At 44.7% G+C, this 17,871-nt stretch carries 20 protein-coding genes; 2 read left to right on the top strand and 18 right to left on the bottom strand.

Going from position 1 to position 17,871, the window contains the following annotated elements; genetic code table 11:
* Positions 1 to 10: 10 nt before the first annotated feature.
* A complete protein-coding gene (locus tag AOT13_RS16860; protein WP_003249115.1) occupies positions 11 to 907 on the bottom strand; it encodes a deoxyribonuclease IV in 897 nt (298 codons plus the stop codon).
* 28 nt (positions 908 to 935) lie between these two features.
* A complete protein-coding gene (locus AOT13_RS16865; protein WP_003249113.1) occupies positions 936 to 2,243 on the bottom strand; it encodes a DEAD/DEAH box helicase in 1,308 nt (435 codons plus the stop codon).
* Positions 2,244 to 2,427: 184 nt separating this feature from the next.
* Here AOT13_RS16865 and vrrA point away from each other — a divergent pair, with 184 nt between their 5' ends.
* Positions 2,428 to 2,946 carry a VrrA/YqfQ family protein gene (gene vrrA / locus AOT13_RS16870; RefSeq protein ID WP_013400367.1) on the top strand — a complete coding sequence of 173 codons (519 nt, stop codon included), beginning with the start codon at positions 2,428 to 2,430 and terminating at the stop codon, positions 2,944 to 2,946.
* Positions 2,947 to 3,041: 95 nt separating this feature from the next.
* Positions 3,042 to 3,989, top strand: coding sequence for a 4-hydroxy-3-methylbut-2-enyl diphosphate reductase (locus AOT13_RS16875; protein ID WP_003249109.1), 948 nt, complete (start codon positions 3,042 to 3,044; stop codon positions 3,987 to 3,989).
* Positions 3,990 to 4,042: 53 nt separating this feature from the next.
* On the opposite strand, the gene AOT13_RS16880 is transcribed toward AOT13_RS16875, so the two are convergent.
* The 16 genes from AOT13_RS16880 to AOT13_RS16950 all read right to left on the bottom strand — a co-directional run bounded on the left by AOT13_RS16880 (position 4,043) and on the right by AOT13_RS16950 (position 17,824).
* Entirely contained in the window at positions 4,043 to 5,164 is a 1,122-nt protein-coding gene (locus AOT13_RS16880; protein ID WP_003249107.1) for a Nif3-like dinuclear metal center hexameric protein, read from the bottom strand.
* Positions 5,161 to 5,865, bottom strand: a complete 705-nt coding sequence (locus AOT13_RS16885; RefSeq protein WP_003249105.1) for a tRNA (adenine(22)-N(1))-methyltransferase — start codon at positions 5,863 to 5,865, stop codon at positions 5,161 to 5,163. Before AOT13_RS16885 ends, AOT13_RS16880 begins: the two co-directional genes overlap by 4 nt.
* Positions 5,866 to 5,949: 84 nt before the next feature.
* Positions 5,950 to 6,312, bottom strand: coding sequence for a cytochrome c550 (gene cccA / locus AOT13_RS16890; protein ID WP_003249104.1), 363 nt, complete (start codon positions 6,310 to 6,312; stop codon positions 5,950 to 5,952).
* Between the two features lie 135 nt (positions 6,313 to 6,447).
* The gene (locus AOT13_RS16895) at positions 6,448 to 6,987 is read right to left on the bottom strand and encodes a hypothetical protein (RefSeq protein ID WP_003249103.1); all 540 of its coding nucleotides are present in this window, start codon (positions 6,985 to 6,987) and stop codon (positions 6,448 to 6,450) included.
* An 80-nt stretch (positions 6,988 to 7,067) separates the two neighbouring features.
* Positions 7,068 to 8,201: an RNA polymerase sigma factor RpoD gene (rpoD, locus tag AOT13_RS16900; RefSeq protein WP_003249100.1), complete on the bottom strand. Its 1,134-nt coding sequence runs from the start codon at positions 8,199 to 8,201 to the stop codon at positions 7,068 to 7,070.
* Positions 8,202 to 8,235: 34 nt separating this feature from the next.
* Positions 8,236 to 10,032, bottom strand: coding sequence for a DNA primase (gene dnaG, locus AOT13_RS16905; protein ID WP_003249099.1), 1,797 nt, complete (start codon positions 10,030 to 10,032; stop codon positions 8,236 to 8,238).
* 37 nt (positions 10,033 to 10,069) lie between these two features.
* Positions 10,070 to 10,468, bottom strand: coding sequence for a YaiI/YqxD family protein (locus AOT13_RS16910; RefSeq protein ID WP_230457114.1), 399 nt, complete (start codon positions 10,466 to 10,468; stop codon positions 10,070 to 10,072).
* A 360-nt stretch (positions 10,469 to 10,828) separates the two neighbouring features.
* Entirely contained in the window at positions 10,829 to 11,629 is an 801-nt protein-coding gene (locus AOT13_RS16915; RefSeq protein ID WP_003249096.1) for a pyruvate, water dikinase regulatory protein, read from the bottom strand.
* Positions 11,630 to 11,647: 18 nt separating this feature from the next.
* Positions 11,648 to 12,247, bottom strand: coding sequence for a transcriptional regulator CcpN (ccpN, locus tag AOT13_RS16920; protein WP_003249094.1), 600 nt, complete (start codon positions 12,245 to 12,247; stop codon positions 11,648 to 11,650).
* A 153-nt stretch (positions 12,248 to 12,400) separates the two neighbouring features.
* Positions 12,401 to 13,195 carry a DNA repair protein RecO gene (gene recO / locus AOT13_RS16925; protein WP_003249092.1) on the bottom strand — a complete coding sequence of 265 codons (795 nt, stop codon included), beginning with the start codon at positions 13,193 to 13,195 and terminating at the stop codon, positions 12,401 to 12,403.
* A 29-nt stretch (positions 13,196 to 13,224) separates the two neighbouring features.
* Complete coding sequence (locus tag AOT13_RS19190) at positions 13,225 to 13,368, bottom strand: YqzL family protein (protein ID WP_013400364.1); 144 nt, start codon at positions 13,366 to 13,368, stop codon at positions 13,225 to 13,227.
* Positions 13,369 to 13,466: 98 nt separating this feature from the next.
* Positions 13,467 to 14,375, bottom strand: coding sequence for a GTPase Era (gene era / locus AOT13_RS16930; RefSeq protein WP_003249089.1), 909 nt, complete (start codon positions 14,373 to 14,375; stop codon positions 13,467 to 13,469).
* Positions 14,368 to 14,766, bottom strand: coding sequence for a cytidine deaminase (locus tag AOT13_RS16935; RefSeq protein ID WP_003249088.1), 399 nt, complete (start codon positions 14,764 to 14,766; stop codon positions 14,368 to 14,370). Before AOT13_RS16935 ends, era begins: the two co-directional genes overlap by 8 nt.
* 128 nt (positions 14,767 to 14,894) lie before the next feature.
* A complete protein-coding gene (locus AOT13_RS16940) occupies positions 14,895 to 15,248 on the bottom strand; it encodes a diacylglycerol kinase family protein (protein WP_003249086.1) in 354 nt (117 codons plus the stop codon).
* A gap of 3 nt (positions 15,249 to 15,251) precedes the next feature.
* The gene (gene ybeY / locus AOT13_RS16945) at positions 15,252 to 15,722 is read right to left on the bottom strand and encodes an rRNA maturation RNase YbeY (protein WP_003249084.1); all 471 of its coding nucleotides are present in this window, start codon (positions 15,720 to 15,722) and stop codon (positions 15,252 to 15,254) included.
* Positions 15,719 to 17,824 (bottom strand): HD family phosphohydrolase, encoded by a 2,106-nt coding sequence (locus tag AOT13_RS16950; RefSeq protein WP_003249082.1) that lies wholly within the window; start codon positions 17,822 to 17,824, stop codon positions 15,719 to 15,721. The genes ybeY and AOT13_RS16950 overlap by 4 nt, the downstream gene beginning before the upstream one ends.
* Positions 17,825 to 17,871 lie beyond the last annotated feature (47 nt).

A 17,871-nucleotide genomic window follows, 5' to 3' on the forward strand; every position in this document is an offset into this window, starting at 1 on the left:
TTTGCCCTTTTTATTCTTCGTTCATGATTTTCGTCAACAACTCTTCATCGAATGTTTGCGCGCGCAGCATGGCAATTTCGTGCTTGTACGGCGGCTTTTTATTGTTTTTATCCTCTCCGACATACGGTGTCTCTAAAATTTTCGGAATATCGGCAAGCTGCGGATGATGAACGATGTAGTTTAACGCAGCAAAGCCGATATGCCCGAAACCGATGTTTTCGTGTCGGTCTTTCCGGCTTCCGCGCGGATTTTTGCTATCGTTAATATGCAGCACTTTAAGCCGGTCTAAACCGATGATCCGATCAAATTCTTGCAAAACGCCGTCAAAATCATCGATGATGTTATAGCCGGCATCATGTGTATGGCACGTGTCAAAACAAACAGACAATTTCTCGTTATGGGTGACGCCATCAATAATTTCGGCGAGCTCCTCAAAGCTGCGCCCGCATTCCGAACCTTTTCCCGCCATCGTTTCTAACGCGATTTGCACCGTTTGTTCGCGCGTCAGCACTTCATTCAACCCTTCAATAATTTTGCGGATTCCCGCTTCCGGCCCCGCCCCGACATGCGCACCAGGATGGAGAACGATTTGCTTCGCGCCAATCGCCTCCGTCCGCTCGATTTCCGAACGCAAAAATTCCACGCCGAGGGCGAACGTATCTGGATTTTTCGTATTGCCGATATTAATGATATACGGAGCATGCACGACGATTTCTTCAATGCCGTGTTCTTTCATATGGGCAAGCCCCGCTTCAATGTTCAGCTCTTCAATTTTTTTGCGCCTTGTGTTTTGCGGGGCGCCCGTGTAAATCATAAACGTATTTGCCCCGTAGGAAACAGCTTCTTCGCTTGCAGCAAGCAGCATCTTTTTCCCGCTCATCGATACATGCGAGCCGATTTTTAACATTTCTCTTCTCCCTTTCTTGCTTCACGCATTATTGTTTTTTTAAGCGCCGCAGCCGCTTTTTTTGTTTTTCCATTTCAGCAAGCAGTTTTTTCTTGTAACCCGGCTTGACTTGTTTCGCTTTTTTCATTTTCGCAAGCAGCTGCGCTATTTCTCCCCCTTGCTTTTCCCGCTTGCTCCGCCGGTTCCAAGGCGGCAAATCCACCCATTCTCCGCGGATGAGGTCGCGGTGCAGAAACTCAATCCCCATTTTTTCCAATTTGGTGATGGCATCTTGGTCCGACGGCTCGTAAATCGTCGCCGCCATTCCGGTGTAGCCGGCGCGCGCAGTGCGTCCGGCGCGATGAATGTAAAACTGCAAGTCTTTTGGCAATTCATAGTTAATGACATGGCTTACCCCTTCAATATCAATGCCGCGGGCCGCCAAATCGGTAGCAACAATATATTGAAATTCCAAATCGCGAATTTGCTTCATCATCTTCTTTCGCTCGCGCGGCGATAAATCGCCGTGCAAAATCCCGACTTTCATCCCTTTTTCAATCAGCTTGTCCGCCACTTCATCAGCCATCTTTTTTGTATTGGTAAATACGATCGCTAAATACGGATTATACGCAAGCAACATTTCATGCAACAACTTCACTTTGTCGCGGCTGCGAAGCGGCACAAGAACATGTTCAATTTTTTCCGCCGCCACTTGCTTCGGCGCGATATGGACATATTCTGGATTTTCCATATATTTTTTCAAAAACGGCTTTAACTTCTCCGGAATCGTCGCGGAAAACACGAGCATTTGCAACTCTTTCGGCATGCGTGCAGCAATTTGGTCGACGTCCACAATAAATCCCATATCCAGCATTAAGTCCGCTTCGTCGACGACGAGCGTGTTTGCTGTGCGAACGAGCAGCGCCTGTTCGCGAATAAGGTCGTTGATTCGTCCCGGAGTCCCGACTACAATATGCGGCTGTGTCTTCAATTTCTCGATCGCCTTCTGCTTATCGGTTCCGCCAATAAAGCAGCGGGCCGTAATTTGCCGATCGCTCGGACAAAACTTGGTAATTTTTAAAATTTCATGGTAGATTTGCGTTGCAAGTTCCCGCGTCGGCGCGGTAATCACTGCTTGCACTGCTTTGCGGTCCGGATCAATTTTTTCGATGATCGGCAGCAAATAGGCGTGCGTTTTCCCCGTTCCTGTTTGCGACTGGCCGATCGCGCTTTTCCCGCGGAGAGCGATGGGAATGATCCGCTCTTGAATTTCCGTCGGTTTATAAAAACGAAGCTCCTTGATCGCTTCAATAATAAATGGCTGAAATGAAAACCGCTCAAACAATGTCTCCTTCATTATACCACTGCTCCCTTCTGATTCGACTAAATAAAGCCGAATAACTCGATTCATCATTATATCTGATTTTGCCACAATACCGCAACTTCAACCATCATGGAGGCGGAAAACCATTTCTTGTTTTCTCGCATACTTTATGAAAGGGATATGTTTCTATTCTCAGCCAAGAAAGGAGGCAAAAACAATGATATATAACAGACCGCCAGCCTTTCCTTCTCCTCCGATGGCACGTGCTTTTCCGTTTTCTCCAATAAGAGCGGCCGGCCCATATCCAAGATTTGGCGGATTTTTATCGCGATTGTTTTCACGAGGACAGCCGCTGCCTCCGGCATCTCCTTGGATGGGGCCGGCAATTCAACACGCTGCTAGCACAAGCGCCGGCGCAAACGCGGGTGGAGGCTTTCTCGGCATATTGACAAACGCCCAAAAAATGTTAGGGATCGCGCAAAACGTGATGCCAATGGTGCAGCAATACGGGCCGCTAATCAAAAACCTTCCGGCCATGGTCAGAATATGGAAAGAGCTAAAAACAACCGATCAAGAAGAAAATGGCGCAGAAAAAAACATTCCGGGAAATAAGAAAAAAACATCCTCTTCATCCAAATCCAAAAGGCGGACAGTGCCGAAAACGAAAACAAGCGAAAATAAACGTTCCGCATCGTCGAAAACCCCAAGGCCGTCTACACCAAAGCTCTATATTTAATACGTTATAATCTTTGTATTCGGTCCCTTTCTCCGCTATAATGTTAAAGAAAGGGAAAGTCTCCCTTCGCACGCCGGAATTGAGGAGGAACAAATATGGAAGTGATCAAAATTACCCCGCGCGGTTACTGCTATGGGGTTGTTGATGCGATGGTGATCGCAAGAAATGCGGCGTTAGATCCTACGTTGCCAAGACCGATTTATATTCTCGGGATGATCGTTCACAATAAACATGTTACCGACGCGTTTGCCGAGGACGGGATTATTACGCTGGACGGCGAGAACCGGTTGGAGATTCTCGAAAAAATTGACAAAGGAACCGTGATCTTCACCGCGCACGGCGTATCTCCCGAAGTGAAAAAGCGCGCGCGCGAAAAAGGGCTTGTCACGATTGATGCCACATGCCCAGATGTGACCAAAACGCATAACTTAATTCAAGAAAAATTAGCGGACGGTTATGAAATTATATATATCGGCAAAAAAGGACATCCGGAACCAGAAGGAGCAGTCGGCATCGATCCAATCCACATTCATCTTGTCGAAACAGCCGAAGATGTGGAACGCCTGACGATTGAAAGCGACCGCATCATGGTGACAAACCAAACAACGATGAGCCAATGGGACGTTGCCGACATTATGAAAAAAGTAAAAGAAAAATACCCGCATGTTGAAATGCATAAAGAAATTTGCCTAGCAACCCAGCTTCGCCAAGAAGCGGTGGCAGAGCAGGCAAAAGAAGCTGACGTCACGATCGTTGTCGGCGATCCAAGAAGCAATAACTCCAACCGCCTTGCGCAAGTGTCGGAAGAAATCGCCGGCACGAAAGCATATCGCGTTGCCGATGTGACGGAAATCGAGATCGACTGGATTAAAGACGCGAAAAAAGTGGCCGTCACAGCGGGAGCCTCTACCCCGACTCCGATTACGAAAGAAGTCATCGATTTTTTAGAACAGTTTGACCCAAACGATCCAAAAACATGGAAGCGCGAACGGAAAGTACCGCTGCATAAAATTTTACCGAAAGTAAAAACAAAAAAAGACTAGCAATGATGAAAGAGGCTGGCTCCAAAAGATCTTTTTGAGCCAGCCAAATTATTTTATACAAATGTAAATGGATCTGTATGGACATTGGAAATACAGACGGTTGTTGCAAACTCATGTTTGGCAAACTCGTTTTCTAAAAAGCGGGCAACCCCTTGTTTCATTACTTTCTCGACATTATGCCCCGGATCAACGATATTCAGCCCGAGCATCATAGCATCATGCGCCACATGATAATAAACATCCCCTGTCACATACACATCAGCGCCAGCTAACTTTGCCTGTGCGACATATTTATTTCCGTCCCCGCCAACCACTGCAACTTGTTGCACCACATCTTGCAAATCGCCGACAACGCGCACCGCCGGAACGTCGAGCGCTTTTTTCACATGTTCGGCAAACTCCGCGAGCGTCATTTTTTCAGGCAAACGGCCAATTCTTCCTAATCCAAACGTTTTTCCTTTGTTTTCAAGCGGATAGATGTCATATGCCACTTCTTCGTACGGATGTGCTTTTAACATCGCGGCAATCACCTTGTTTTGCAATGAAGCTGGGACAATCGTCTCGATGCGCACCTCTTCTACTTGCTCAAGCGTTCCTGCTTCCCCGATGAACGGATTCGCTCCTTCCAGCGGCAAAAATGTGCCGATGCCGCGGCCGTTAAACGTACAATGGCTATAGTTGCCGATATGGCCTGCCCCTGCGTTGCCGATCGCCTCCCGGACGAGGTCGGCGTGCGTCTCCGGAACATAAACGACCAATTTTTTCAGCGGTTCTTCATATGTTGGAACGAGCACCTCTGCTTGCTCCAATCCTAACGCTTCGGCTAGCCAGTCATTGACTCCACCATTGGCAATATCTAAATTCGTATGGGCAGCATAAATAGCAATATCATGTTTCAGGCATTTTTCGATCATGCGCCCTTGCGCTTGATCGGTGGCGATCTGTTTTAGCGGACGGTAAAGCGGCGGATGGTGCGCGATAATCAGATCAACGTTTTCCGCTATTGCTTCATCAATAACTTCTTCTAAAACATCCAAGGCGACCATCACTTTTTGGACTGGTTTATTTAATGTGCCAATTTGCAGCCCGATTCTGTCGCCTTCCATCGCCAGCTGTTTCGGGGCAAACCGTTCCAATAATTGAATGATTTCTTGACCGCTTGGAATTTTGCTCACCGCAATGCCTCCTCCACAAGCTTGATTTTTTTCTCTAGCTCCTGTTTTTTGGAAATGGCAGATTCTGTTTCCGCCTTTTCGTCTAATTGGCGGACGATCCGTTTCCAATGAGCAAGCTCATTGTTCCATTTTTTCAAAAATACATCATTTTTTTCTTTTAATAAAAATGGCCCAAGCAATAATTCTGCTTCCATATTTCTATATGGTCTTTTCCCATCGCCTTTTTCCGCAACAAGCACTTCATAAATTTTCCCTTCTTCTTCCAATATGCACTCTGCCATCAATTCCCACTGATGGTCGATCAGCCATTTGCGGACGATATGTGCGCCGACATTTGGCTGCAAAATCAGCCTCTTCACACCGGAAAGCTTATCTTTTCCAGCCTCCAAAATATTGGCAATCAATGTGCCGCCCATGCCAGCAATCGTAATGCAGTCCACTTCCCCTGGCTGAATTACTTCTAAGCCATCGCCTTTTCGCACAGAAATAACGTCTTGCAGCCCGGTCCTTTCCACTTGTAGCTTGGCGGAACGAAGCGGGCCGTCCGCTACTTCACCGGCCACCGCTTTTGTTATATACCCATGCAAATATGCGTAGCACGGCAAATACGCATGATCCGAACCAATGTCAGCCAGCGTCGCCCCTTTTGGAATAAAAGAAGCGACCGTTTCCAGGCGTTTGGACAGACGAAATTCATTCATTTTGCTGTTTCACATCCTTTAGTCTTCTGTATATTGTATCACAAACAAAAAATCCCTTCACCTAAGGCAAAGGGATTTTTTGTTTTATTTCAGCTCAGAAAGCCATTTTGCCATTTCATCCAGTTTATCTGACGGAACAAGACCAGGAGGCATGCTGCCCCGACCGTTTTGGAGCACGTTTTTAATTTCGTCAGGCGAAAGCCGATCGCCAACTCCTTTTAGCGCCGGGCCAACCCCACCTTCATAATTTTGCCCATGACAGCTGCTGCACGTTTGTTGATAAAATTGTTCCGGATTTGCCGCGGCAGCCTGCTCGGTTTTTTCGCCGCCTTTTTTCTCTTTTGCCAGCTCTTTTGCGTCGCCAAGCCCCTTAAATGAAAGACCAATAGTAAGACCGATTCCAAACACCATAATGATGAAAAATGGGATTAGCGGGTTTCGATTCATTTTTTTACCTCCCCTCATGCATGACCATTGTTCGGAAAATGTAACCGCTACAAACAATTTTATTTTACTGTAAATTATCGCAAAGGAAAAGCCCTAATCTTATATCTGTCATAAAATTGCCGACGCAAAATAAAGTCAAAATAGAAGAAAGACAGCTAAAATTCCTATTCCAATCACGCCTGATATCAGCAAATAAAGAAAGCGAAACCGTTTCCCTATCCATATCCATACGAAACAGTTCATAAAAACAATCGCTGCGGTCACCGCTTTTTGCTTTGGAAAATAATATTCGCCAATTTCAATTGAAGCGATGAGAAAAATGAGCGCACCGCTAATCAGCGGGATATGGATGATATTTCCTTTCCCCTTCCACATCCACGCCGCTACCGTACATATAGAGAAAAAAAGACATAAAAGGAGCATTTGCAAAACGAATGACAATTCAGTAAAATAAATGACAAGAACACTCGCTGGCAACAATAGACAAATCAATGCCACTAAAAGGAAACGGATCATTCCCCAGTGGCGAATTCGCACAATGTCACTTGGGCGCTTTTTATATTCGCCCTCTGTATATAATGCCAGCAAATAATCGCAATATTGTTCTGGAAGGAGGCGAGAACGCTTCCAATATTCAATTTCCCGCACAATGATTTCACGTCTGCGTTCGTCCATGCTCATCCGCCTTTCGAAAAGAAAAAAAGAAAAAATAGTTTACTTCTCTGGGACATGAAGAAGTAAACTATTGGAAAAGATTACTCTAAAAAGTCTTTCAGCCGTTTGCTGCGGCTTGGATGGCGCAACTTGCGGAGCGCTTTCGCTTCAATTTGCCGGATGCGTTCGCGGGTAACCCCAAACACTTTTCCGACTTCTTCGAGCGTCCGCGTACGGCCGTCATCTAGTCCAAAACGCAAGCGAAGCACGTTCTCTTCGCGGTCCGTCAGCGTGTCCAGCACATCTTCTAGCTGCTCTTTTAGCAGTTCGTACGCCGCGTGCTCAGATGGCGACGTCGCTTCTTGGTCTTCAATGAAATCGCCTAAATGCGAATCGTCTTCTTCGCCAATCGGCGTTTCAAGTGATACTGGTTCTTGGGCAATCTTTAAAATTTCGCGCACTTTTTCCGGAGTTAAATCCATTTCTTCAGCGATTTCTTCTGGAGTTGGTTCGCGGCCAAGATCTTGAAGCAATTGACGTTGCACGCGGATAAGTTTGTTAATTGTTTCCACCATATGCACCGGTATACGGATCGTACGGGCTTGGTCGGCAATCGCCCGCGTTATCGCTTGACGAATCCACCATGTCGCATATGTGCTGAATTTGTATCCTTTGCGGTAGTCGAACTTTTCGACCGCTTTAATCAGACCCATATTTCCTTCTTGGATTAAGTCCAGAAACAGCATGCCGCGACCGACATAACGTTTGGCGATGCTAACGACAAGGCGAAGGTTTGCTTCCGTTAAACGGCGTTTCGCTTCTTCGTCACCTTGCTCGATTCGTTTTGCCAGTTCAATTTCTTCTTCGGCAGACAATAGCGGAACGCGACCAATTTCTTTTAAATACATGCGCACAGGATCGTTAATTTTCACACCAGGTGGAACCGACAGATCATTTAAGTCAAATTCTTCTTTTGCTAAATCGTCGATATCCGGATCATGCTCTAAATCAGATTCTAAATCAGATTCACTAATGACTTCAATTCCTTGGTCCGTTAAGTATTCGTAAAATTCGTCCATTTGGTCTGAATCAAGATCAAACGCGGATAAACGTTCGGCAATTTCTTCATATGTCAAAATGCCGCGCTTTTTGCCGAGCTCTGTTAGTTGTTCTTTCGCCTGTTCAAGCGTTGCATCTGCATCGATTTGTTTTGCACGAGCTGGTTTTTCAGCCATTTCACTACCTCCTTTTTAAACTAATAACATCATATTACGAAGATAACATTTTTTTCATTTCAATAATTTCTTTCGCGATGCGCGCGGCAGTCAAAAAGTCTTTTTTTCGTTCCGCTTCCATTTTTTCTTGTTCTTTTTCTTTTAGCATTAACCATTTTGGATAATTCAACACATGTTTCATGTAATCATTCAGTTCCTGATTGGAAACTTCGTCATTGATCAACAACAGCGACAGCTCTGTTACAAGAGGTTTTAAATCGTCAGGAAGGCGTGAAAGCAACAAACTGACGTCCGGATCGTTTCCTTCTTCGTAAAACGCGTAAATATAAGCAGCAATCGCCCGGTGCTCTTCGAGATTAAAGTTGCCTGCGATCTTTTCTTGGACTACCATCGCTACATCGCGGCTTTGCAGCATATGAGCAAGCAACATTCGCTCCGCATTTTGAAATGCGGGAAGAAGTTTCTTCTGCAGCAGCGGTTTCGGTGTTTCTTCCCGGTCTATATGATGAGCATGTTTGACAGTGCCTTTATAGCGGTTTAACTGCTCCTGCAAGGCGGACAGTGAAAGGGAAAACTCGTCGGCCAGCTGCCGTAAATAGTAATCCCACTCAATGGGGTTCGGCAGCTTGCTGATTTCGCGAAGCACTTCTTCAATATAACGGATTTTATCGTTTTCGTCTTGCAAGTTTTTTCCTTTGCGAAAATACATCATTTTAAACGCCATCAACGAGCTGCCCGCATCAATAATATCCCGACGGAACCGATCCGGACCATATTTTCTTATATATTCATCAGGATCAAGGCCATCAGGAATTGTTGCAATTTTCACATGACATCCTGCTTCTGTCAGCACCTCCGCTGCGCGAAATGTTGCTTCGATTCCTGACGCATCGCCATCGTAGCAAATGATGACAGTATCGACATTGCGCCGGAGAATGCGCGCATGCTCTTCCGTTAGAGCCGTGCCCATCGTTGCGACAGAATGGGCAACGCCTGCTTGCACCGCGGAAATAACGTCAGCAAATCCTTCCAACAAAATAACCTCTTGATGTTTTCGTATATGTAAACGAGCTTGATGAAAGTTGTACAAAATTTTTCCTTTATGGAAAATGGCCGTTTCCGGGCTGTTTAAGTATTTTGGCTGTCCTTCTCCTAAAAGCCTGCCGGAAAAGCCGACAGTGTCTCCATGATGATTAAGAATCGGGAACATAATCCGATGGCGGAAACGATCAAAATAGTCCCCATTTTCTTTTCGAATGATCAGTCCAGCTTTTTCCATTAGCTCAAGCGAAAAACCGCGCCCTGACAAAAGTTTGACTGCAAAGTCCCACGAGTTCGGCGCATAACCGATTTCAAACTGATCAATGATTTCTCGCGTCCATCCTCGATCTTGTAAATAATCAAGAGCTTTTTGTCCTTCATTTGTATTTACAAGCAAATGATGGTAAAATTTTTTCAAGAGCTCATGCGCTTCCACCATCATTTTTGTTTCGCCTGTATTGGTACGGCTTTTATCCGCATCGTCTAGCTGCAAATGGGACAAATCGATGTTCGCCTTAACTGCCAGCCGTTTTACTGCCTCAAGAAAGGAAATGCCTTCGATATCCATAAGAAACGAAAATACATTTCCGCCGGCACCACAGCCGAAACAATGGAAAATTTGCTTTTCTGGGGAAACAGAAAACGACGGCGTCTTCTCCCCGTGAAACGGGCATAACCCAAAGTAGTTGCGTCCTTGTTTTTTTAATTGGACATAATCGCTGATGACATCGACGATATCAACGGTACGGCGAATCGTTTCAATCGTTTCTTCGGGAATACGGTATCCCATATGAACAACTCCGTATCTTATTATTCTCGGCCTATGTCTATTTTCCTGCGAGTTTCGACAAAATTTTTTCGAAATTTTGCAGAAAGGCACGACGATCCTGATCAGAAAACCGCTTCATTCCCTTCCGGTACACACCTTGCCTCCGCTGTTTCGCTTCAAGATAGCGGAAGTAGAGGAGATCATCCATTCCTCCATCTTCATACACCTTCCCGCGCGGAGAAATAACATAAACACCGCGGCTAACAAGCATGCTTGCTAATCCGATATCTTGGGTAACAACAACATCTCCCTTCGCCGCATGGTTCAAAATGTATAAATCGACCGCTTCCTTTTCTGTGTCCACATATACCCATTCCATTTTCTGCAAAGGAGAGAAATGGTTGTATGAAGAAACAAACACGCTTGGTATATTATATTTGCAAGCAAGCGAGAAAATTTCATCTTTTATCGGGCAAGCATCGGCATCGACAAAAACGATCGGCCTCAATGTTCAGATCTGACTGCTCTCATCATAGTGCCAGCCGCGCTCAAGTGCAAAGTCCGTTCAGCAATCAGATTCGCACCTCCTAATTATTCTACACCGTTCTTGAAAATCCTTCTTTTTTCTCTTAGTAGAGAACGGATTTTGTCGAAAAGAAAATTCTTTTTCCCCTTGACAATTGGCTATAAATAGTTTACTCGTTCTCTTTCCACTCTAAACCTGCCTTGTTCATTTTTCTCGCAATTTTTTATTATAATATAAATGATAAAAATGCGCTATAAAAAAGTAATAGCACATCACATCATCGTGAATGTGCTATATTTTTCTTTTTCTCATAATAATGCTCGCCGTTTCTTCAACCGCCTTATTCGTCACATCGATAACGTCACAGCCGATTTTTTTCACTATCTCCTCAAAATAAGCAAGCTCTTCTTTAATGCGATCCATGTTCGCATAAATGGCTTGGTCGTTTAAGCCGAGTGATTTTAGGCGCTCGCGGCGAATCGAAAGCAATTTTTCCGGGCTGATTTTTAATCCGAAACATTTTTCCCGAGGCACTTTAAAAAGCTGTTCTGGCGGTTCGACTTCCGGCACGATCGGCACGTTTGCCACCTTTAACCGTTTATGCGCCAAATATTGCGATAACGGTGTTTTCGAAGTGCGCGATACGCCTATTAAAACGATGTCGGCGCGCAAAATTCCCCGCGGGTCCCGTCCATCATCATATTTCACTGCAAATTCAATCGCTTCAATCTTCTTAAAATAATCCTCATCAAGCACGCGCACTTGCCCCGGCTCATATCGCGGCGTCAGTTTGAATAAATCGCTCATTGTTTCAATAAGCGGTCCAATAATATCATACGCCGCTACTCCTTCACGCGCAGCCTCTTCAATCAGAAATTGGCGCATTTCCGGGACAACAAGCGTAAACGCAATAATTCCTTGGTTCATTTTTGCTAATGCAACGACTTCCGCAAGAGTCGACTTATCTTCCACATATGGAACGCGTTTTAATTGAATATGTGAACTGTAAAACTGGCTCGCTGCTGCTTTCACCACAAGTTCCGCCGTTTCCCCACCTGAATCGGAAACAACATAAACAAGGCGTTGATTCATCTTTCTCCTCCTTTTTTTCTATAACAAATCGTCTTTCGCTAGCGCGACGAACGCCTTTGTCATATTTGTTTTCGTTATTCGGCCAATGACCTCGTATCCCTTCTCTGTCTTCCGCACTACCGGCATCGCATCAATCTGCTTTTCAATTAACCGCTCCGCTACCTCAATAAGCGGATCATCTTTATAACAAACAGCTACATTCGGCATTCTTGTCATAATAATATTGACAGGAATCGTCGTTAACTCTTGTTTGCCAATGCTTGCGCGCAATAAATCTTTTCTGGATAACACGCCAGCCAGAAGCGCTTCGTCATCAACGACAAACAGCGTGCCGACATCTTCAAGAAACATGGTGACAATCGCATCATATACACTAACATTTTCATTGACAACAACTGGAATCGATTGGTAATCTTCTACTTTTATCTTTTTTATTTTATCAGCAAGCAGCTGAGAACCGGTTTTCCCTGTATAAAAATATCCCACCCGGGGCCGCGCTTCCAAATATCCGGCCATCGTTAATATCGCTAAGTCCGGACGCAATGTCGCTCTTGTTAAATTCAATTTTTCCGCAATGCTCTCCCCCGTAATCGGGCCATGATCTTTGACGATTTGCAAAATTTGCTCTTGGCGTTTATTCAGTTCGATTGTTGCTCACCACCTTACTGAAAGCTATAACACGCTATCGTCTTCTAAATTTATTATACTATACTCCTGTTTTTCAGCAGGAAATTTTGCCTTCCGAAAATGACGGCATCGCATCTTTTTTCGTCAGCCGTTCCCGCTTTCGCTTTCTGCCTGATGTTTGCGGGAGCCGCTGACCTTTTTTAGTTCATCAATTTGCATTAAAAACCGTTTTGTTTTTAACGATAGACCTGAGTACTCATCGTAGTAAGAGGAAAGAACCGAGCGAAGCTCTTTTTTTGTTTCCTCTTTGACCGAAATCGCACCAAGCCTTGATAAATCCATATAGTAAAACAAACGCAATAATCTCACGGCGGCTGCAGAAAGCGGAATTCGATGCGGATCGTATTGCTCGCAACGATGGCAAAGAAATCCAGCTTCTTTTATTGAAAAGGAAAACTTTCCTTCTGTCCGGCCGCATATGGCGCAATAATCCAACTTAGGCGGAATGCCCATTACGGACAACATTTTCGTTTCATAAATGCTAGCGAGGATTTCTAAATCGCGGCCCTCATTCATATATTGTAACGTCTGCAAAAGCAGTTCAAACAAATACGGATTGCGCTGATGTTCTTCCGTTATTTTATCAGTCAGTTCCACGATATAAGACGCGTATGCCGCTGTGAAAATATCTTCACGGGTCGCCCGCATTGAATCAATAATATCGCCTTGCTGCAAAACACCGACACCGCGGCTTCTTTGAATTAAGTAGTAACCGTATGTAAACAGTTGGGTAACGGCAGAAAGGCGGCTGCTCGGCTTTTTTGCTCCGCGCGCCATCGCAGCCACCTTTCCCCATTCCCTCGTAAAGAATGTGACGATTTTATTGGTTTCGCCATAATCAGTTGCGCGAATAACAATCGCTTCACATTTTTCAAACAATCGCATCACCACCGACCATCAAACGCTGATCAAAACACAGGTTGATCGACTTCTTTTCGTTCCGTCACTTGTTCGTCGCTACTAGGTTGTTGTTCTCTTTCCAGCTCTTTGAAAAGAAGATATGTGTCGATGTTGCCGGTCTGACTGAACAGCTTCCATGTAAATTCAATCATGGAACCACACCTCTTTCCGCCTGCAGCGTTGCTTATTTTCCCGTCTAGATATAGATTGACCCCGCCGTGAAACGTTTATGTGGTATAAAATTTTCTAATTAATACTCTTCTTCTCTAAACCCAAAATCACGCAACTGTGCCAGCCGGTTGCGCCAATCTTTTTGCACTTTCACCCATAATTCCAAAAATACTCTCGAGCCAAGAAGCGCTTCGATATCGACACGCGCCCGCTGGCCGATCTCTTTTAACATTCGGCCTTGTTTTCCGATAATGATCCCTTTTTGCGAATCCCGCTCCACAATAATGACGGCACCGACATACACTGTGTCGCTGTCTTCACGCCGCTCAATCGTTTCCACCACGACGGCAATGGAATGCGGGACTTCTTCGCGCGTCAAATGAAGCGCTTTCTCGCGAATTAACTCCGCAATGATAAACCGTTCCGGATGGTCAGTCACTTGATCAGGCGGATAATATTGCGGACCTTCCGGTAAATATTTTTTGATTTGTTCCACCAATGTTTCGATATTGTTCCCTTGCAGCGCAGAAATCGGGATGATTTCCGCAAACGGGTAAAGTTCTTTATACCTGTCAATCAACGGCAATAAATCGTTCGGATGAACAAGATCGATTTTATTGATGACTAAAAACACCGGCGTATTTACTTCTTTCAGCCGTTCAATAATATACGCGTCACCGCGCCCAAATCCTTCTTCGGCGTTAATCATAAATAAAATAAGATCGACTTCTTTTAACGCGTTTAGCGCCACTTTCATCATAAAATCGCCAAGCTTATGTTTCGGCTTATGCATTCCTGGCGTATCGATAAAGATGATTTGCGCGTCATCTGTTGTGTAAACACCTTGAATTTTATTGCGCGTCGTTTGCGGCTTATCGCTCATAATCGCGATTTTTTGGCCAATGACGCGGTTTAAAAATGTTGATTTTCCAACGTTTGGTCTGCCAACAATGGAAACGAATCCTGATTTGTATCCTTCCTTATTCATGCAAATCCTCCGCTGAAAATGCTTTTGGTAATAGTTCTTTCACTGTTAGTTCAGCAATATCACCGTTTAAATTTGCCAATATTATTTTCATATCACTTGGACACAGCTCAAAAATGACCTGGCGGCATGCACCGCAAGGCGGTACCGGGCGGGGCGTGTCAGCGATCACAGCAAGTGCGGCAAATTCTTTATCCCCTTCCGAATACGCCTTAAAAAGCGCCGTCCGTTCCGCGCAATTACACATGCTGTAAGCGGCGTTTTCAATATTGCAGCCGCGGTACACTTTCCCGTCTTTTGTTAATAAAGCAGCGCCAACTTTAAATTGCGAATAAGGGGCATAAGCGTATTCTCTCGCTTTTTTCGCCTCTTCGATCAGTTCATTTGTTTTCAACGTTTTTCTTCCTTTCTCGCCAGAGGTGCAATAAGCCCCCCCTTTTTTATTTTACAAAAAATCTTTGTAAATTTCATCTTTCTTCTTTAAAATATGACAGAAAAATAAGAATTTTTTTTGCTTATTTGTTACAGGAGATATGGCAAAAAGATAATGATTCCAACAACAACCGCAACCACTGCAGCGATCAAGACGGCGCCTGCGGCGATATCTTTCGCCGCTTTTGCTAAAGGATGAAAATCTGTCGTCACTAAATCAACAGCACGTTCAATCGCCGTATTTACTAGTTCCAGCGTAATGACACTTCCGATCGTCAGCAAAAGAATAAGCCATTCCAGCTTGGAAATGTGAAGGATTGCCGCGACAACCAGCGCGATAACAGCCAATGCGATATGGATGCGCATATGCGTTTCTTCTCTCACCGCTGCGACAATTCCCGCCCATGCGCAAGCAAATCGTTTTCTTTCCTTTCTCCAATCCATATTTTATCTCGTCAGCCCATATTGTTCTAGAATATCTTTTTGTTTGGAAAACATGATTTTTTCTTCTTCTTCTGTTTTATGATCATATCCTAGCAAATGCAAAAAACCGTGCACTGCCAAAAAGCCAAGCTCGCGCATAAACGAATGTCCATACTCTTCCGCTTGTTCTTTCGCCTTTGGAATCGAAATAATAATATCGCCAAGCAACAGAGGGGCGTCCGCACCGACAATTTCGATCTCTCCCTCTCCCTTTTCCTCAAGAGCGAAAGAGATGACATCTGTCGGTTGGTCTTTGCCCCGATAGTCGCGATTGATGATGCGGATTCGCTCATTATCCACAAAAGAAACGCCTACTTCCGCTCCATCCGGAACATGTTCGGTTTCTGCCGCATAGTTAAGCAGCCGTTCGATCATCTCCATTTGTTCTTTTGTCACTTCATTTGTCTCATCGATAAAGTCAATGTTGAGAATCATGCGTGCCTCACCTTTTCTTTTCGAATCTCTGGATATTCAATCCGCGAATGGAAAACGCCATTTAACGTTTCACAAAGCGATGTCGCCACCGTTTCCAGCTCTTTTAACGTGATATCACACTCGTTCAATTGATTATCTTGCAACCGTTCGGCAATAATGCCGCGGACAATTTTTTCAATTTTCTCCTGAGACGGATTCGAAAGCGACCGCACCACCGCTTCCACGCTATCAGCGATGCTAACGATCGCTGCCTCTTTCGTTTGCGGCTTTGGCCCTGGATAGCGGAATTCTTCCTCAGGCACATAGTCCATCTGCCCAAGCGCTTTATGATAAAAATATTTCAGCAATGTCGTGCCATGATGCTGCTCAGCAATGTCGATAATTTCTTTCGGCATGCGATGCTTTTTTAAAATAGCAACCCCATCAGATACGTGAGCAAGAATAATATTTTTGCTTAACTGCGGCGATAAGTGGTCATGTGGATTGCTGCCTATTTGATTTTCAATAAAATAGCGGGGGCGCTTTGTTTTCCCGATATCATGGTAATAGCAAGCAACGCGCGCTAATAAACCGTTGGCGCCAATCGCTTCGCAAGCAGCCTCTGCTAAATTGGCCACCATGATGCTGTGATGGTATGTTCCGGGAGCTTCCGTTAAAATTTTACGAAGCAATGGATGGTTCGGATTCGATAATTCAATTAATTTCATCGATGACAAAATGCCAAAGCTCGCTTCCAAAACCGGCAAAAGCCCGATTGTCAAAATCGCTGAAAAAATGCCGGAAGCAACTGCCATCAGCAAAAACATGCCAGTTTCTGCTAACGAATAATGCCCGTTTTTCAGCAAGTTTAACGCGAGCATAACAACAACGTTAATGAAAGCGACAAATACCCCTGCCTGCCAGATTTTTGCTTTTCGCAGCTGCTTATGTAAAAAGAAACTTCCCGCCAGTCCGCTTGTTACTAAATAAACTGCCAACGAAACTTGCATCGTGCCATTCGTGCCAAATTCCTCGTTAAACATTAAGCTGCCGCATACAGCAAAAAGAATGCTTGTAATAATCGCCATCCGTTCCCCGATGAAAATACGGACGAGCATGGTGCCGAAAGCAACCGGCACAAGATAGCCGGCGGAAAACGCATCGCTCTCCGGGATGAGGCGAAGCAGTTCCATCACAAGGATCATGATCGTAAAAATGGTCGCATATACAAACAAGTTCATGTTCGTTTTCTCTCGCCCAAAGTAGTAAACAACAGGCGATAACAATAATAACACGAAAAGAAAAAGACCGATAAGCGGCTGAAAAGAACGCTCGTTTTCCAACAAGCCGACAAGCTGAAGCTGACGATAAATTTCATTAGTAATAAATTGCCCCTCTTCAACGATAATTTGCCCTTGCAAAATTTTTACCGGTTTTACTTCATCCATCGCCTGTCTCCGTTTTTCTTCCGTCGCGGCGCGATCGTAAATCACATTCGGAATGATCGCTTGCTTCGTCAACTTGATAACAATTTTTTCTAACGACGGCGGAAGAATGATATACTTCAGTTCATCTTGCACTTTTGCCCTTGCCTTCTCCAATTCTGATTTCGTGATGCGCTCGGCCATAATAGAATGAACAGACGTTACCGCCGCTTCTTTCGCTGTGTTTATATCTTCTGGATCAGCTTGAAGCAGCTTTTCCCATTCGCTTTCGGACAAATAGGAAAACCATTCCTGCGGCAACCGCTCCTTCAGCTTATCGACCATTTCCGCTTGTTCCTTATTTTTTCCTTTGGCTTCATCCTGAATTTCAACGATGGTAGTAAATAGCGATGAAATTAAATCGACGCGGTTTTCCGCATATTCCTTTTTTAACGTGTAAACATCCGCCACTTTATTGGCGGCTTCTTTTTTAAGTTTTTCTGTCGTTTCCTTGTCTTCAATGGTAATCGGGGAGCGAATCGTTTCTGTCGCAATATCAAATAAGCGCAATTCATACTGGCGCGGTTTTACTTGAACATATAACGCCGCGAATAAAAACAGGCCTAAAAACAAAAACAAAAGATAACGGACGAAACGGACGTGATTAATACGTTCTAGAAAAAAGCGAATCCTCTCCAACAGTTTTCCCCTCGCTTTAAAGAAAAGACCCTTTCAAAAAGCGGGTC

Source organism: Parageobacillus thermoglucosidasius, assembly GCF_001295365.1.
GTDB classification, from domain to species: domain Bacteria; phylum Bacillota; class Bacilli; order Bacillales; family Anoxybacillaceae; genus Parageobacillus; species Parageobacillus thermoglucosidasius.

Coding starts and splice junctions, on each gene's coding strand:
- AOT13_RS16895 (WP_003249103.1), bottom strand. CDS start 6,987: ATGGACGAACGCAGACGTGAAATCATTGTGCGGGAAATTGAATATTGG.
- ybeY (WP_003249084.1), bottom strand. CDS start 15,722: ATGATTCTCAACATTGACTTTATCGATGAGACAAATGAAGTGACAAAA.
- AOT13_RS16885 (WP_003249105.1), bottom strand. CDS start 5,865: ATGAATGAATTTCGTCTGTCCAAACGCCTGGAAACGGTCGCTTCTTTT.
- rpoD (WP_003249100.1), bottom strand. CDS start 8,201: ATGGCTGAAAAACCAGCTCGTGCAAAACAAATCGATGCAGATGCAACG.
- AOT13_RS16940 (WP_003249086.1), bottom strand. CDS start 15,248: ATGGATTGGAGAAAGGAAAGAAAACGATTTGCTTGCGCATGGGCGGGA.
- cccA (WP_003249104.1), bottom strand. CDS start 6,312: ATGAATCGAAACCCGCTAATCCCATTTTTCATCATTATGGTGTTTGGA.
- era (WP_003249089.1), bottom strand. CDS start 14,375: ATGAATAAGGAAGGATACAAATCAGGATTCGTTTCCATTGTTGGCAGA.
- AOT13_RS19190 (WP_013400364.1), bottom strand. CDS start 13,368: ATGATTGAATTTACATGGAAGCTGTTCAGTCAGACCGGCAACATCGAC.
- AOT13_RS16865 (WP_003249113.1), bottom strand. CDS start 2,243: ATGAAGGAGACATTGTTTGAGCGGTTTTCATTTCAGCCATTTATTATT.
- AOT13_RS16860 (WP_003249115.1), bottom strand. CDS start 907: ATGTTAAAAATCGGCTCGCATGTATCGATGAGCGGGAAAAAGATGCTG.
- vrrA (WP_013400367.1), top strand. CDS start 2,428: ATGATATATAACAGACCGCCAGCCTTTCCTTCTCCTCCGATGGCACGT.
- AOT13_RS16915 (WP_003249096.1), bottom strand. CDS start 11,629: ATGAATCAACGCCTTGTTTATGTTGTTTCCGATTCAGGTGGGGAAACG.
- dnaG (WP_003249099.1), bottom strand. CDS start 10,032: ATGGGATACCGTATTCCCGAAGAAACGATTGAAACGATTCGCCGTACC.
- AOT13_RS16875 (WP_003249109.1), top strand. CDS start 3,042: ATGGAAGTGATCAAAATTACCCCGCGCGGTTACTGCTATGGGGTTGTT.